The following is a 14,658-nucleotide window of genomic DNA, read 5'->3' as shown; positions in this document are numbered from 1 at the left end:
CTGCCCGAGCCGATCCGGCGCTTCACGACCAGGGGCATCTACGACGACGACGGGGAAACGCACCTCAGCTTCACGCAGGGCGCCGGCCACGGCGGCTCCCACCCGCACCTGGTGCACGAGTTCGTCAGCGCCCTCGTCGAACAGCGCGAGCCGTTCCCGAACGCCCGCCGCTCGGCCAACTGGACGTGCGTCGGCCTCTGCGCGCACGAGTCCGCGCTCAAGGGCGGCGAGCTCGTACGCCTGCCCGAGTTCACCCTGGACGACCGACAGGACCAGGACGCCCGACGGGACCCGGCGCGATGAGTCGCCCGTCGATCGCCGCTGCCACCTCCCGGTCCGCCAAGCGCATGGCGCTCATCGCCGTGGCCGCCGTCGTGGTGGTCTTCCTGGTGCTCAAGGCCGTGGAAGACCTTCGCCAGTTCGCGACGGTCACCCTCAGCGGGCTGACGCTCGCCGCCCTGTACTTCGTGGTCGCCAGCGGGTTCACGCTGATCTTCGGGCTCATGCGCGTCGTCAACATGGCGCACGGGTCGCTGTACCTGCTTGGCGGCTACCTCGCGCTGGAGGTCCAGAGCCGGTGGTTCAGGGAGGAGAAGGGGCTCGGGATCTCACTGAGCGGCAATGCCGGCGTCGAGTACGGGCTGCTCGGCTGGCTCGTCCCGCTCGTCGTCGCCACGCTCGTGATCGGGTTCCTCGGGGTCGCGTTCCAGCAGGTCTTCCTGCGCCGCAACCAGGGCCAGGACCTGCGCCAGGCGCTGATCACGATCGCGCTGAGCGTGATCATCGCCGACCAGATGCTGGCCGCGTTCGGCGGCGTCTCGCAGGAGATCGCGGTGCCGTCCTGGTGGCCGACGAGCATCACCCTGCCGGGTGAGGTGCGGTTCGGGTTCTTCCGCGGAGTCGTCGTGATCGGCGCTGCGCTCCTGATCGGGCTCGCGCTGTGGCTGATCATCAAGCGCACCCGCTTCGGCAAGATCGTGCGGGCGGGCGTCGACGACCGGGACATGGTGTCGGCGCTCGGGATCAACGTGAACCTCGTCTTCGTCGGCGCGTTCTTCCTCGGCGCGGCGCTGGCCGGCTTCGGCGGCGTCCTAGGCGGCACGATGATCTCGCTCGCGCCGGGGCACGACGCGGCGTTCCTCCTCAACTCGCTGATCGTCGTGATCATCGGCGGGATGGGGTCGCTGGGCGGCGCGGCGATCGGCGCGCTGGCACTCGGCCTCGTCGACTCGTACGCGGACGTCTACCTCGTCTTCGGCGGGACGGACCTGACCAACTACTCGGTCATCGTGACGTTCGCCCTGCTCGTCGGGGTGCTCGCGGTGCGGCCGCTGGGGATCTTCGGGAGGCCGGCGTGAACCCGACCGTCAGCACCACCCGGCTCGCGTGGCCGGTCCTGGGAGTGGTCGTCGTGCTCGCCGCGATCGCCCCTCTGCTCGTCTCGGGCTTCTTCCTGAGCGTGATCCTCACGAAGGCGCTGTGGCTCGGCATCGCCGCGGCGAGCCTGATCTTCCTCGCGGCCTACGGGGGCATGGTGTCGCTCGCGCAGGTCGGGATCTACGGCATCGCCGGCATGACCTACGCCAACCTCGTCCTGGCCGACGGCGGTGTCGCGGCAGCCTGGGATCCGTACCTCGCGCTCGTCGTCGCGCTCGTCGTCGCGACGGTCGTGGGCCTCGGGTTCGGCTGGATCGCGGCCCGCAGCGAGGGCATCTACTTCCTGATGATCACGCTGGCGTTCAGCGTGCTCGTCTTCTACTTCTTCTCCCAGGTCACCGGCCTCTCCGGCTTCGGCGGCATCAACAGCGTCGACCTGCCCGGCATCGTCGGGAGCCCGGAGAGCGATCCCGTGCCCCGCTACTTCCTGACGCTCGTCGTCGCGGTCCTGGTCTTCCTCGGGTTGGCCGCGTTGTCGCGCACCGCCTTCGGGCTGGGCCTGCAGGGCGTCCGCGATGAGCCGGCCCGGATGCACGCGCTCGGCTTCAACGTCCTGCTGCACCGGACGCTCGCGTTCGGCATCGCGGCCTTCGTCGCCGGCGTCGCCGGCGTGCTGTCCGTCTTCTACAACGGCCGCATCACGCCAGGCTCGATCAACCTGGCGCAGACGATCGACATCCTGATCATCGCCGTCATCGGCGGTCTCTACCGACTCGAAGGGGCGTGGATCGGCGCGTTCACCTACGCGCTGATCGACAACTACTCGCGGGAATGGGTGCCGCAGGTCGGCAACGTCCTCGGACCCGCCCGGTTCAACACGCTCATCGGCGTGCTGTTCCTGATCATCGTGCTGGCCTCGCCCGGAGGCATCATCGGCATCTGGGATCGGGCCAAGGCCAAGCTGGGCAACGCCGATCGCAACGCGGGGGCGGGATCGGGCGCCGGGCGTCGTGGCGCGGACCGACAGCGTCCGGAGACGCCGGACCAACGAACAGTTCCCCAGGAGAGGTGAAGGGATGCCACGACCTCGGTACACCGTGCTCGGCATCGTCGCGGCGCTCACGCTCGCGGGCTGCGGAGGAAGCGACAAGGGCACAGCCTCCGGCGGCACGATCAAGATCGGTTTCCTGTCGGACTGCGAGGGCGCGTTCGGATCGTTCTTCGAGCCGACCGCGTCGGGCGCGAACCTCGCGCTCATCAAGTACGCCGGGGCCAAGCCCGACGGCGAGAGGCCGACCGACGGCGTGTCCGGCGCCAAGATCGCCGGCAAGAACGTCGAGATCGTGGGTTACGGCTGCGCCGACGACACGGCCGACAAGGCGATCGAGGAGACCCGCCGCCTGATGGAGCAGAACGGTGCCGACGTGATGATCGGCCCGTTCTCCGGCGACGAGGGCATCGCGGTGGCGAACTACGCGAAGCAGCACCCGGACAAGACGTTCGTGAACGGCATCTCCGGCGCGCAGGACGCGACGCTCAAGGTCCAGGCGCCGAACTTCTTCCGCTTCCACCCGGACGGCGCGCAGTGGTCCGCGGGTCTCGGTGACTACGCCTACAACACGCTCGGCTGGCGCACCGCCGCGATCGTCGGCGACGACTACTCGTTCCCGTACACCTCCCTGTCGGGCTTCGTCGCCGAGTTCTGCGCGCTCGGCGGCAAGGTCTCCAAGCGCGTCTGGGCGCCGCTGGGCGAGAAGGACTACTCCTCCCACATCTCCCAGCTCCCGCAGGACGTCGACGGCCTGTACGTGGGCATCGGTGGCACCGGTCTGATCTCGTTCATCAAGCAGTACAAGGAACTGCGCGGCAGGTTCGACACCGAGCGCATGCTGGGCAACATCTTCTGGGACGACCCGCTCGTGCTCAAGGAGGTCGGCCAGTCGCTCATCGGCGGCACCACCGCGGCGATGACGGCGGCCGACTCCGACGACCCCGAGGTCGCGGCCTACCTGAAGGAACTCAAGGACGCCTACGGTGACGAGATCGCGGGGCTCGGCCCGTCGGTCTTCACCTACGGCTACTACACCGGCACGACGGCGCTGATCAAGGCGCTCAAGGAGGTCGACGGCGACGTCTCCGACCAGAGCAAGCTCCAGGCGGCGCTGGCGAAGATGACGCTGACCGGCCAAGAGGCACCGTGGGGCGACGTCAAGCTCGACAGCAACCGCCAGGGCATCACGGACGTGTACCTGAAGAAGATCGTCGCCGACAACACGGGCGACGGCGTGCCGGACGTCCAGACGTTCGCCCGGATACCGGAGGTCGAGCAGACGTTCAACGGTGTCTTCTCCAAGGACACGCCCTCGCCGGACCGCGACAACCCGGCTTGCGCGAGCGGTGCCGCCCCGCCGTGGGTGGGCAAGTCCGAGCCGGTGAAGTTCTCCAGGTAGCGGGTCGGCGGATGACTGACCAGGCAGCGGAGTCCGAGCTTGCGGATCCGGTCCTCCGGCTCCGGGGGATCGACCGCCGGTTCGGTGGCGTCCACGCCGTGCGCGGTGTGGACCTCGCGGTGCGGCCCGGCGAGCGCCGGGCCATCCTCGGCCCCAACGGCGCCGGCAAGACGACCGTGTTCAACCTGATCTCCGGGGAGTTCCCGCCGAGCAGCGGTCGGGTCGAGCTCTTCGGTCGCGACGTGACGGACCTGCCCGCCCGCGAGCGCGCCCGCATGGGCCTGTCCCGGACGTTCCAGACGTCACGGCTGTTCGCCGGGCTCTCGGTCGAGGACAACCTCTACCTGGCGGCACTCGGCGTCGGTGCGGGCCGGCTGCGGATGACACCCTCCACGAAGGACGAGCAGCTGCGTGAGAAGGCGCGGCCCATGGCCGCCGACGTGGGGCTGGCAGACCGGCTGCACGATCGGGTCATGAACCTCTCGCACGGCGAGCAGCGACAGCTGGAGGTCGGCATGGCGCTCGTCGCCGAACCCAAGCTGCTGATGCTCGACGAGCCGGCTGCCGGCCTCTCGCGTGCCGAGCGCGTGCGGCTCACCGGGATGCTGCTCGACCTGGACGAGTCGATCACGCTCGTCCTGATCGAGCACGACATGGACGTCGCCCTCCGCGTGGCGCGGTGGGTGACGATGATGCACGACGGGCGCGTGATCGTCGAAGGCACACCGGAGGAGATCAGCGCCAACCAGACCGTGCACGACCTGTACCTGGGATCGGGGCTGATCTCGCATGAGTGATCCACTGCTGGTGGTCGAGAACCTCGACGCGTACTACGGGTCGGCGCACGTCCTGCAGGGCGTGTCGCTGGTGATGGGCGCGGAACCCGTCGCGGTCATCGGCCGCAACGGCATGGGGAAGACCACGCTGTGCAAGGCGCTCGTCGGGGTGCTCGGGGTCGACGGGCGCTCGACGGGGTCGGCCAGGCTCGCCGGCGTGGAGTTGCGGGGCAAGCCGCCGCACAAGATCGTGAAGGCCGGGATCGGCTATGTGCCCCAGGGTCGGCGGCTGTTCCCGTCGCTCACCACGGATGAGCACCTCCAGATCGTCGGGGCGCCGGCCAAGGCGGCCTGGACGCCGGCACGCGTCTACGAGCTGTTCCCGCGACTGGCCGAGCGCAAGAACGTCCCGGGAACGGCTCTCTCTGGCGGCGAGCAGGAGATGCTCTCGATAGGACGCGCGCTGCTCACCAACCCGAAGCTGCTCATCATGGACGAGCCGTCGGAGGGCTTGGCGCCCACGGTGGTGGAGACGCTCATCGCGACGATCAGGGATCTCGCCGCCGGCGGGATGGGCCTGCTCGTGGTGGAACAGAACCTCGGCGTCGCCACGACGCTCGCGGACCGCGTGATCGTGATGCAGTCGGGGGCGGTCGCGACCGAAACCACCTCCGCGGAGCTGTTGGCCGACCCCGGTGCGCAGAAACGCCATCTCGGTGTCGAGCCGCTTCCGGACGCCGTGCGATGACGCTGACAGGTCGACCGACGCAAGCCCGGCTTCGGACACCCGCGCGCCCGGGACGTGACCTCGAACCCTGTCCGGACGGAGGAACATGCACGCGATCGGTGTGAGTACGTGGGTGTGGACGTCGCCGCTGCGTGATGCGGCGCTTGCCGAGCTGGCCGCCCGGGTGGCCGGGTGGGGGTTCGACGTGCTCGAACTCCCGGTGGAGGAGGTCGACGACTGGGACCCGGTGCACGCCGCGCGGGTGCTGGCGGACCACGGGCTCGCCGCGACCCTGTGCGTGGTGATGTCGCCGGGTCGGGAGCTGGTCGCGGCGGAGCGCGCGACGGTCGGTGCCACCCAGGACTACCTGCGGCGGGTCGTGGACATCGCGGTGGAGGTCGGTTCGCCGGTCATCGCGGGTCCGGCGTACGCGTCGGTCGGTCGGACGTGGCGCATGTCGGAGCGGGAGCGGAGTGACCGGATCGCCGAGCTGCGCGACAACCTGGCGCCGGTGGTCGAGCACGCCCGTGCGGCGGGCGTGCGGGTCGCGGTGGAGCCCCTGAACCGGTACGAGACCAGCCTGCTCAACACGATCGGGCAGACGCTGGCGGCGCTGGACGGCCTGCCCGTCGACGGGTGCGGCGTCGGGGTCGACGTCTACCACCAGAACATCGAGGAGAAGCACGTCGGCGACGCGATCCGGTCCGCCGGGGGCCGGATCGCGCACGTCCAGGTGTGCGGCAACGACCGCGGCGCACCGGGTGCGGACCACCTCGACTGGCCGGATGTCGTCGCGGCGCTGGCCGAGGCGGGCTACACCGGGCCGCTGTGCATCGAGTCGTTCACCGGGGACAACGACAGCATCGCGACCGCCGCGTCCATCTGGCGCCCGCTCGCGTCCAGCCAGGATGCGCTGGCCGTGGACGGGCTGCGGTTCCTCCGGGAGGTGATCGGCACCGCCTGACCGGCGTCACCCCGCAATCGGTGATCGCGGCGCTGCGACGGGCAAGCGTGAGTTGACCGCGATGGTCGGAGCCGTCGTGCTCCGGCCACGTGCGTGTGGTGCGGTTGCCGTCCACCCCGTCGGTGCGTCCGGGAGGACGTGCTCCCGGACGCACCGACGTGCTCAGGCCACGGCCACGTCACAGGGTGAGGCGGCGACGGCCGCGGAGTCGACGCCGGCGGTCGACTCCGTGATGGGCGGGCCCAGGGAAGCGGGCCGGCTCCCGTCGCAGCTGCTGGTCCGCAGACCGTCGCCCCGGAGGGTGGCGAACATCAGGTACTCGTCACCGACCTGCGGGTAGACCAATCCGCACGCCGCCGCCTCCCCGTAGGTCCCGACCACGACGATGTCGGGGACGTCGCCCTTGTACACGTCGCCGACCTTGAAGGTGTAGCGCAGGTTGCTCGGCGACTCGTAGACCCTGCTGATCACAGCACCCTCGAACACGTGGGTGGCACGTGCGTACCGCTGCGGCTCCCCGCCGGGCAAGCACTGGCAGGCACTGGCCGTGCCGACGACCACACCGGTCAGCAGACCGACGACCAACGTCGACACACCGGCCACTCGGGCCAAAAAACGCAGGAACACCAAGAACACCTCCAGAGCGGAGCAGGACCCTTCGTCGGCGGTGTGCCTCCACGGTAGCGGCCCGGAGACTTGTCCGACCAGACGACCGCTCGCACGCAGCGACGCCGGCGAACAGCGCATCGCGACTCCCGCTCAGGCCCTGGCGTGTTCGGCGCCGACGCGGGTGGTCGGGCCGGCGGCGACGTCGCAACTGGCCGGCCCGGCAACCACACCAGCTGATCCGACGGGGGCATCCACAAAGGCGTTGTGGCCGGTGGATCAAGAACTGCTTCCCGCGCGGACCAGAGCCTCCTCGGCCCGCGCGGCCAAGGCGAGGACGAGATCGGCCGCGGGTTGCAGGTCGGTGATGAGGTCGATGGCCTCGCCGGCCCACACCGGCAGCGGGGGCACGTCGCCTCGCGCCACGGCAGCCTGATAGGCGTGCTTGGCTGCGGGGTTCGCGGCGAGTTCCGCTTCCCGGCCCCGCCATTGGTCGAGGAACGGATGGCCGAGGGTGCGGGCGGCGTACTTCGACGGCCACCGGGAGCCTCGGGCGATGTCCAGGACGCTGCTGCGTTCGGTGTCCTGCCCACGTCCCTCGACGATCGCCTTGGCGATCGAGGGATCGACCAGGGCCTCGGCCGTGGCCTGGAAGCGGGTGCCGACGAGCGCCCCGGCCGCACCCAGGGCAAGGGCGGCGGCCACGCCTCGGCCGTCGGCGATCCCGCCGGCCGCCAGCACCGGCACCGGTGCCACCAGGTCGGCCACGACCGGCACGAACGGCAGAGTGGACCGCCCGCGCCGGGAACCGTGTCCACCGCTCTCGGTCCCCTGCGCCACGATGACATCGGCGCCCAGGTCCACCGCCTGCCTGGCCTCCTCCAGATCGGTCACCTGGATGATCAGCGCCGAACCTGCTTGGCGGACGCGGGCCGCGAACGGGCTCGGGTCTCCGAAGGAGAACATCACCGCCCTGGGGTTGTGCTCCAGTGCCCGCTCGACCGCGCCGACATCGATCGCCCAGGTCAGGAACCCGACACCCCACGGCTTCCCGGTTTCCTCCGCAACGATCGGCAGCTCGCGGGCCAGCCAATCCCGATCCCCGTTACCCCCGCCGAGCAACCCCAGCCCACCGCCGCGAGAGACGGCCGCCGCGAGCGCACCACCGGCCGACCCGCCCATCGGGGCCAACGCGATCGGGTGCTGCACACCGAACAACCTCGTGAACGCCGTCGACAACGCCATGGCAGCCATCATCACTCCTGCCGGCTTAGAAGGGCGGCAAGGGCGCCGCACACAGATCACCCGCTGTGACGTGCGCGGCCAGACGGCTCCCTGCTGAGTGGCCGCAGCGGCGCCTTGTGCCGAGACCAGAGCGAGTCCTTGGGGCGTCACGGCCGACGCGACCGGTTCCAGCAGGCGGTCCTCGCGTCACTCCGGAACCCGGTTCGTCGGTGTCGCCGATGGACGATCGCGGTGGCCCGACAGACTTTCGCCGGGTGCGAGTTCCTCCTACGCGGCAGACTGCGGTTCGTGGTGCGTGCCAACGGGTTCGACGTGGATGTCCTGGTCGTCGGTGACGGAGTGCTCGGGCGTTCGATCGCCTACGCCCTGGCGTAGGCGGACAGCGATGTCGGAGTGGTGCTCTGCGGTGTCGCGGGGCCGGGGTGAGCGAGCTGGGCGGGACCGCCGAGCCGCCCGTCGACGGTCAGGTCTGGGCGGGCACCGTCGGCGAGACGTTCACCGCGACCCTGGTGTTCCAACTGCACCGGCGACATCGAGGCCGACGGTACGTTCGTGGTGGGGCTCCCTGCGGGGGCAAGGTGTGGGTGAACAACCGGTTCCACACCCACCGGCCCGAAAGCTGTGGGTGCAGGACCTGGGCCCGGACGGCGGCACCATCGTCCACCACAACGGCGGCGCTCCCGGCAGCTACAGCGCGCTGACGATCGGCACGCCCGACGGCGGCAAGATCCTGACCGTCTCGCTGAACGCCGACGAGGTCGACCCGGCGGGGTGTTCGCCACGGCGTTGAGCGAGCACCGAGGTGTGCCGCGGGCGGGCCGGGACGGGCGAATAGGCGACCGCGCCGACACGCCAGGACGCGCCGCGGGGGCAGGAAGTGCCCCCGCGGCGCGCCGGCCTGTCGGGTGCCTATTCGCAGGCGTGGTCGGCGAAGGCGCTGGGGTGGGCGTGGATCCAGTCGCAGAAGTTGTTCGACCGGGCCGCGGTGACCCGCGTCGCCCAGTTGCCGCCGTGGTAGGCGACGACCGCGGTCACGCGCCGCCCGTCGTCGTCGATCTCGTAGATCGGCGAGCCGCTCTGCCCGGTCTGGACGTCGACGTGGGTCTTGAGCAGCTTGGCCAGCACGAGCTGCGTCGAGTCGCTGTCGCCGTACTGGTAGTTGTCGCACTGGCCGTCGGCCGAGGGCGAGTCGGCGCACTGGAACGACCAGTTCGGGTAGCCGGCCGTCCAGTGCTCGCCCCAGTGGCCGTTGGAGCGCCATCCCAGCCACCCCAGCGACGCGGTGGACCGCAGGTCCTCCAGCACGATCATGGCGTAGTCGAACACCGGGTTGCCGTGGTCGTACCAGCCGGACACGCTGAAGTACCAGTGCGAGTTCTTGAGCCCGTTCGGGTAGTTGCCGATCCCGTTCTGGCCGGGTCCCACCTTGCGGTCGGGGAACCAGCCCTTGTCCGCGCCCCCGCCGCCCTGGTGGATGCAGTGACCGGCGGTGAGCAGGTGGCGGGGCCCGATCAGGGAGCCCGAGCAGCCCGAGGCGGTGGCGTCGGGCGCCGAGATCGAGCCCATCACGCGCCACGGGTAGCTCGTGGTCGCCGACCGCCGCAGCCGGTCGTCGGGACCGAAGATCGTCCGGGTGCCCACCTCTCCGTCCCGAGGTTCGGGCACGACGTCGGTCGGCGTCGGGTTGACCGGGCGGGTCTCCTCCGGCGCCCGCGGTGCGAGCGCGGTCTGGCGGTACAGCCGTCCGTCGGGCGAGATCGCGACGCCCAGCTCCCACTCCGCCGGCCACGTCACGTCCAACCGCGCGGCCTCCTCGTCGCTGAGCACGGGGGCCACCGGCTCGACGCCGGGACCGGTGAAGGTGGCCAGGCCGACGCAGCGCCAGTCGCCGCGCCGGTCCAGCTCGGTGGCGGGCCGGTCGACGCACGGGTCCTCCGCGCGGGCCACCGACGTGGTCACCAGCGGCGCCAGTGCGGCGGCCAGCAGCAGCACCACCGCTCTCACCGACACGTGTCGCTTGTTCATGTTCCCCTCCGAAGGCAGGTCCAGGTGGTCGTGCACCACGGTCGTCACGGGCCTTCGGGTGGCCTTAGCGCCGGCATAAGGCGACGGTCGCCAGGGCTGATCACATCGGGTGAATCGGCCGCCGGGCACGCACGGACCGGCGCGGGTGTGGCATGGATAGCGTGTGACGACGCCCGGGACCACCGACACCGTGGCGCGGCCCCGCCTGGACTACCTGTTGGCCGCGGCGCGCTCCAGCCGGATCACCACGGTGGTGGCGCCCGCGGGGTACGGCAAGACCACGTTCCTGGCCGGGTGGATCGGACGCGCGCCCGTCGCCTGGCACACGCTCACCGACGAGGACCGCTCCGCCCAGCCGCTGCTGGCCAACCTCGCCGCCGCCCTGCGCGCCGTGCTGCCCGCGCTCCGGTTCGCCCCGCCCGGGGTGCTCGCCGACGACGAGGGCGCGGGCGAAGCCGGTCGGGCCGATCGAGCGCACGCGATGGCCGCGTCCCTGTGCGAGGCGGTCGCCGAGGCCGCGGTGGGCGTGCGCGAGGTGTTGCTGGTGCTGGACGACCTGCACGTGATCGGCCGTGACGACCGGACGTGCGGCCTGGTGGAGGCGCTGTGCCTGCAAGCGCCGCCGGCGTTGCGCGTGGTGCTGTCGAGCCGGGAGCCGCCGCCGTTCCCGGTGCGCAGGCCGGCCGGGCTCGCCGGGCCGCTGGAGGTCTCCGCCGCGCAACTGGCGTTCACCGAGGGCGAGACCCGCCGGCTGCTGCCTGACGGCCACGTCGCCGCGGAGGTCTACCGGCTGTCCGGCGGTTGGCCGGTGGCCGTGCGGATGGCCGCCGGCGCACGCGCGCCGGCGGCCGGGCCGACGCCGTCCGCCGCGCTGCCGCACGACCGCGCGCTGTACGACTACCTGGCCCACGAGGTCTTCGACCGGGAACCGCGCCCGGTCCGGGACCTGCTGGCCGCCGCCGCGCTGTTCGACCGCTTCAACGCCGACCTGCTGGCGGCGCTGGGGTTCGCCGACGCCGCGCGGGTGCTCGACGACCTGCTGGTGCGCGGGCTGTTCGTGGAGCGGCTGATCCCGCACCCCGGCTGGCTGGGGTTGATCCCGCTGGCACGCGCGTTCGTCGCCGGCCGCACTCCGCCGTCCCCGGCCGAACGACGCCGGCTCGGCACGACCGCCGCCGCGTGGCTCGCCGATCGCGGCCACCTCGCGGAAGCGCTGGCCGCGCTGTCCGGGCTCGCCGACCACCGCGCCGTGGGCGCGCTGCTGGCCGCGCACGGCGAGGAACTGCTCCAGCGCGGCGGCGCGGACACTGTGATCGCCGCGGTCGACGCGATACCGCCCGACGAGCGCGACCCGGTCACCTGGCAGCTCGCCGGGGTGGCGCACCAGGTGCGCGGCGAGTGGGGTCCGGCGCTGGCGTGCCTGCGGCGGGCCACCCCGCCGGGCGCGCCCACCCCTCCCGCGCTCGCCGCCCGCATCGCCGCGATGCACTACTTCAGCGGTGCGCCGGACCGGACGCTCGCGGCCTGCGCGGAGTGCTCGGCCACCGGAGCGGACCCGGCGGCCGAGGCCAGGGTGCGCGGCCTGGCCGCCAGCGCGCACTGGGCCCGTGGCGACGTCGCCGCGAGCCGGGCCGAGGTCGCCGCGGCGAGCGCGCTGGCCGAGGAGGCGGGCGACGACGCGGCGCTCGCGGCCACGCACACCGTGTTGGCCATGGTCGCCGACGCGGAGGGCGACCGCTCGGCCGTCGCGGACCACTACGCGCGGGCGTTGGCGCACGCCCAGCTCGCCGGTGACGTGCTGGCCGAGATCAGGATCAGGGTCAACCGGTCGGCCCACCTGGTGCACGAGGCGGACCACCGGGAGGCGCTGGCCGAGCTGGAGACCGCGCTGCGGCTGGCCGACCTGACCGGGTTCACCAGCTACCGGGCGCTGGCGCTGAACAACCGCGGTGCGGCGTGGCTCGGCCTGGGCAGGCTGGACGAGGCCGCAGCCGACCTGCACGCGGCGCGGAAGGTCTACACCAGGACGGGCTCGCGCCTGGCCAGCCTGGCACTGGAGTCGCTCGGCGAGGTGCACCGGCTCCGGGGCGAACGGGCGCTGGCCCGTGACGCCTTCGCCGAGGCCGTGCGGCTGGCCGAGGAGAACGACGCGGTCCCGCAGCTGGTTCCCGCCCTGGCGGGGCTGGCCCGCGTGGTGGCCGACGACGAGCCGCGCGCCGCCGAGGACCTGGTGCGCCGGGCGTTGGCCTGCGGCACCGGCCTGGGCTACCCCGCAGCGCTGCTGGCCGCCGCACGCCTGGCGCTGGCACGCGGCGAGCTGGACGAGGCGGCGGCCCACGCGGTCCAGGCCCAGGCGGTGGCCGCCCGACGCCGCGACCGGGCCGCCGTCGCCGCGGCGCTCGAACTGCTGGGCCGGGCCGGGTCCGTACGCGACGAGGCGTTGTCCTTGCTGGACCAGGCCGCGGCGGCGTGGGCCGAGATCGGCAACCCCGTCGGCGGCATCGAGGTCTCGATCGCCAAGGCCCGGGTGCTCGGCGGTGCGGACGGCCTGGCGCTGGTCACCGTGGCAGGGCAGGCCGCCGGTCGGCTCGGCGCGCGCGGGCTGGTCGCGGAGGCCGCGGCGGTCGCCGAGGCGTGCGGTCGGTCGACCGGCCCCGGGGTGTCGATCCGCACCCTCGGCGGGTTCCGGGTGCTGCGCCGCGGCGAGACCGTCCCGGCCACGGCGTGGCAGTCGAAGAAGGCGCGCGACCTGGTCAAGATCCTCGTCGCGCGCCGGGGTCGGCCGACCACCCGCGAAGCGCTGATGGCGTTGCTGTGGCCGGACGAGCCGCCGGAGCGGGTCGCCAACCGGTTCTCGGTGGCGCTGTCCACCGCGCGCCTGGTGCTCGACCCCGACCGCGGCGACGGGCACGGCATCGTCGCCGACCACGACCAGGTGCGGCTGGACCCGACCGTGGTCGACGTGGACGTCGTCCGGTTCCTCGCCGACGCGAGAGCCGGGCTGACCGGCGGGCCGCCGACGCTGCTGGCGTCGGCGGAGACCGCCTACACCGGCGATTTCCTGGAGGAGGACCCCTACGCGGACTGGGCGGCGGAACTGCGCGAGGACGCCCGCCTCACCTACCTCCAGGTCGCCTCGGCGCTGGCCCGGCACACCGCCGCCACCGGCGACCACGTCGCGACCAGCCGGTACTGCCTGCGGGTCCTGGAGCGCGACGGCTACGACGAGACCGCCCACCTCGCGCTCGTCCGCGCCCTCACCGCGTCGGGCAGCCACGGCGAGGCACGCCGCCGCTACCGCGCCTACGTGTCGCGGATGCGCGAGATCGACGTGGAACCGAGCCCGTTGCCCGATCCCGCGCCGCGCCCGGCGTGACTCACCCCTGCTTGGCGCAGATCGCGTAGGCCTCGATCCCCCAGGGACTGGCGCCCTTCGTGCCGACCGCCGTCATCGAGCCCACGTCGAGGTTCGGCTGCCACATCAGCGAGACCGCCAGCGCGTCGGGTGAGTTGGCGTACGCCGTGGCGCCGCCACCGGTGTACTCGTAGCCGTCGGCGCAGGTCGCGCTGACCGTTTGCTCGTACTCGCCGGACATCGCACCCTTCTCGACCACGCGCACCAGCAGGCCCGCCAGGTCCTCGTCGCAGACCGCCCAGGCCTTCACCGACCACGACGCGTCGACCGGTCCGGAGGCCTTCGCGGTGGCGGTCGTCAGACCCGCGTCGGGCACCAACCCGTACAGCGCCGCAGGGTTCGCCGGGTCGGCGCCGACGACCTCACCGAAGACACCGGTCAGGCTGCCCGGCACCGAGCACGAGGCCGAGTGCTTCTTGAGGTCGACCGACGCCGCGCCGAACCCGTCGCCGCGCACCAGCACGGGGTTCCCGCGCGCGCAGACGGCGTGGGCGACCACCGCCCAGGCGGGTGTGGGCGCGAGCGGCCTGGCGCTCACCACGACCCCGGACAGGTCGGGCAGCGGCCGCACGGCGTCGATCACGACCTGTCCGGACCAGTCACGGACCGCGCCGCCCCCCGAGTACAGCTTGGTGCCGCTCGGGCACCAGGCCGTCACCGACTTGGCGAACGGCGTGTCCGGGCTGACCGCCTCCACCAGGTGGGCGTCGACGGCGGAGGCCGCGATCTGCGCCCGGGCTGTCGTCACCGCCCCGCTCGCCGCACCCACCGCGAACCCGACCACCGCGACCCGCTTCCACCACGTCATCCTGTTCATCGAACCCCCTGGTCCTCGCACCGCGGCAGGGCCCGCGGCGTCACGGCGTCCAGGATGGGGACGGTGCTTACGGTGGCCTTAAAGTCGGGTCCGGCGCGGATCAAGGCCACGTTCCACGAGTCGACGCGACGCTTGCACGACGGCGACTCGCCGTGACCCGGATCACGCCACTGGCGTCAGCGTTGACTCAGCGGCCGGGACGGTCGTCGCTCCAGGTGCCCACCACCTGGAGCACGCGGCGGTCTTCCGGCCGTTG

13 protein-coding genes and 1 pseudogene are annotated in these 14,658 nt (G+C 72.3%); 10 read left to right on the top strand and 4 right to left on the bottom strand.

Annotation, left to right across the window (positions count from 1 at the left end; all coding sequences use genetic code 11):
* The 7 genes and pseudogenes from AB0K14_RS08060 to AB0K14_RS08030 form a co-directional block, all read left to right on the top strand.
* Positions 1–303 (top strand): annotated as a pseudogene (locus AB0K14_RS08060) (hypothetical protein); the annotation flags it as partial.
* Positions 300–1,358: a branched-chain amino acid ABC transporter permease gene (locus AB0K14_RS08055; protein WP_360466672.1), complete on the top strand. Its 1,059-nt coding sequence runs from the start codon at positions 300–302 to the stop codon at positions 1,356–1,358. The pseudogene AB0K14_RS08060 and the gene AB0K14_RS08055, both read left to right, overlap by 4 nt.
* The gene (locus AB0K14_RS08050) at positions 1,355–2,449 is read left to right on the top strand and encodes a branched-chain amino acid ABC transporter permease (protein ID WP_360466674.1); all 1,095 of its coding nucleotides are present in this window, start codon (positions 1,355–1,357) and stop codon (positions 2,447–2,449) included. Before AB0K14_RS08055 ends, AB0K14_RS08050 begins: the two co-directional genes overlap by 4 nt.
* Before the next feature lie 4 nt (positions 2,450–2,453).
* Positions 2,454–3,827 (top strand): ABC transporter substrate-binding protein, encoded by a 1,374-nt coding sequence (locus AB0K14_RS08045; RefSeq protein ID WP_360466677.1) that lies wholly within the window; start codon positions 2,454–2,456, stop codon positions 3,825–3,827.
* 11 nt (positions 3,828–3,838) lie between these two features.
* Complete coding sequence (locus tag AB0K14_RS08040) at positions 3,839–4,624, top strand: ABC transporter ATP-binding protein (RefSeq protein ID WP_360466680.1); 786 nt, start codon at positions 3,839–3,841, stop codon at positions 4,622–4,624.
* A complete protein-coding gene (locus tag AB0K14_RS08035) occupies positions 4,617–5,351 on the top strand; it encodes an ABC transporter ATP-binding protein (protein WP_360466683.1) in 735 nt (244 codons plus the stop codon). Before AB0K14_RS08040 ends, AB0K14_RS08035 begins: the two co-directional genes overlap by 8 nt.
* An 85-nt stretch (positions 5,352–5,436) precedes the next feature.
* A complete protein-coding gene (locus AB0K14_RS08030) occupies positions 5,437–6,294 on the top strand; it encodes a sugar phosphate isomerase/epimerase (protein ID WP_364337694.1) in 858 nt (285 codons plus the stop codon).
* 162 nt (positions 6,295–6,456) lie between these two features.
* On the opposite strand, the gene AB0K14_RS08025 is transcribed toward AB0K14_RS08030, so the two are convergent.
* Positions 6,457–6,921 (bottom strand): hypothetical protein, encoded by a 465-nt coding sequence (locus AB0K14_RS08025; protein ID WP_364337692.1) that lies wholly within the window; start codon positions 6,919–6,921, stop codon positions 6,457–6,459.
* 258 nt (positions 6,922–7,179) lie between these two features.
* Positions 7,180–8,145 (bottom strand): nitronate monooxygenase, encoded by a 966-nt coding sequence (locus AB0K14_RS08020; RefSeq protein ID WP_360459732.1) that lies wholly within the window; start codon positions 8,143–8,145, stop codon positions 7,180–7,182.
* A gap of 231 nt (positions 8,146–8,376) precedes the next feature.
* Here AB0K14_RS08020 and AB0K14_RS08015 point away from each other — a divergent pair, with 231 nt between their 5' ends.
* The gene (locus tag AB0K14_RS08015) at positions 8,377–8,520 is read left to right on the top strand and encodes a hypothetical protein (protein ID WP_360459724.1); all 144 of its coding nucleotides are present in this window, start codon (positions 8,377–8,379) and stop codon (positions 8,518–8,520) included.
* A gap of 250 nt (positions 8,521–8,770) precedes the next feature.
* Positions 8,771–8,935 (top strand): hypothetical protein, encoded by a 165-nt coding sequence (locus AB0K14_RS08010; RefSeq protein ID WP_360459722.1) that lies wholly within the window; start codon positions 8,771–8,773, stop codon positions 8,933–8,935.
* A 119-nt stretch (positions 8,936–9,054) separates the two neighbouring features.
* On the opposite strand, the gene AB0K14_RS08005 is transcribed toward AB0K14_RS08010, so the two are convergent.
* On the bottom strand, positions 9,055–10,170 hold the full coding sequence (locus AB0K14_RS08005; protein ID WP_364337690.1) for a trypsin-like serine protease: 1,116 nt from the start codon (positions 10,168–10,170) through the stop codon (positions 9,055–9,057).
* Positions 10,171–10,333: 163 nt separating this feature from the next.
* Here AB0K14_RS08005 and AB0K14_RS08000 point away from each other — a divergent pair, with 163 nt between their 5' ends.
* Positions 10,334–13,546 carry a BTAD domain-containing putative transcriptional regulator gene (locus tag AB0K14_RS08000; protein WP_360459718.1) on the top strand — a complete coding sequence of 1,071 codons (3,213 nt, stop codon included), beginning with the start codon at positions 10,334–10,336 and terminating at the stop codon, positions 13,544–13,546.
* A gap of 1 nt (position 13,547) precedes the next feature.
* Here the strand turns inward: AB0K14_RS08000 and AB0K14_RS07995 are convergent, their stop codons facing one another.
* Positions 13,548–14,393, bottom strand: coding sequence for a hypothetical protein (locus AB0K14_RS07995; protein ID WP_360459716.1), 846 nt, complete (start codon positions 14,391–14,393; stop codon positions 13,548–13,550).
* Positions 14,394–14,658 lie beyond the last annotated feature (265 nt).

Origin of the sequence: Actinosynnema sp. NPDC050801, assembly GCF_040673975.1 — a bacterium.
In the GTDB taxonomy this organism is placed as follows: domain Bacteria; phylum Actinomycetota; class Actinomycetes; order Mycobacteriales; family Pseudonocardiaceae; genus Actinosynnema.
This window is presented reverse-complemented; position numbering and strand designations above follow the sequence as displayed.

Bases quoted from the DNA above. Each gene is read 5' to 3' on its own strand.
- AB0K14_RS08055 (WP_360466672.1), top strand. From the start codon at position 300: ATGAGTCGCCCGTCGATCGCCGCTGCCACCTCCCGGTCCGCCAAGCGC.
- AB0K14_RS08045 (WP_360466677.1), top strand. From the start codon at position 2,454: ATGCCACGACCTCGGTACACCGTGCTCGGCATCGTCGCGGCGCTCACG.
- AB0K14_RS08040 (WP_360466680.1), top strand. From the start codon at position 3,839: ATGACTGACCAGGCAGCGGAGTCCGAGCTTGCGGATCCGGTCCTCCGG.
- AB0K14_RS08035 (WP_360466683.1), top strand. From the start codon at position 4,617: ATGAGTGATCCACTGCTGGTGGTCGAGAACCTCGACGCGTACTACGGG.
- AB0K14_RS08030 (WP_364337694.1), top strand. From the start codon at position 5,437: ATGCACGCGATCGGTGTGAGTACGTGGGTGTGGACGTCGCCGCTGCGT.
- AB0K14_RS08020 (WP_360459732.1), bottom strand. From the start codon at position 8,145: ATGGCGTTGTCGACGGCGTTCACGAGGTTGTTCGGTGTGCAGCACCCG.
- AB0K14_RS08005 (WP_364337690.1), bottom strand. From the start codon at position 10,170: ATGAACAAGCGACACGTGTCGGTGAGAGCGGTGGTGCTGCTGCTGGCC.
- AB0K14_RS07995 (WP_360459716.1), bottom strand. From the start codon at position 14,393: ATGACGTGGTGGAAGCGGGTCGCGGTGGTCGGGTTCGCGGTGGGTGCG.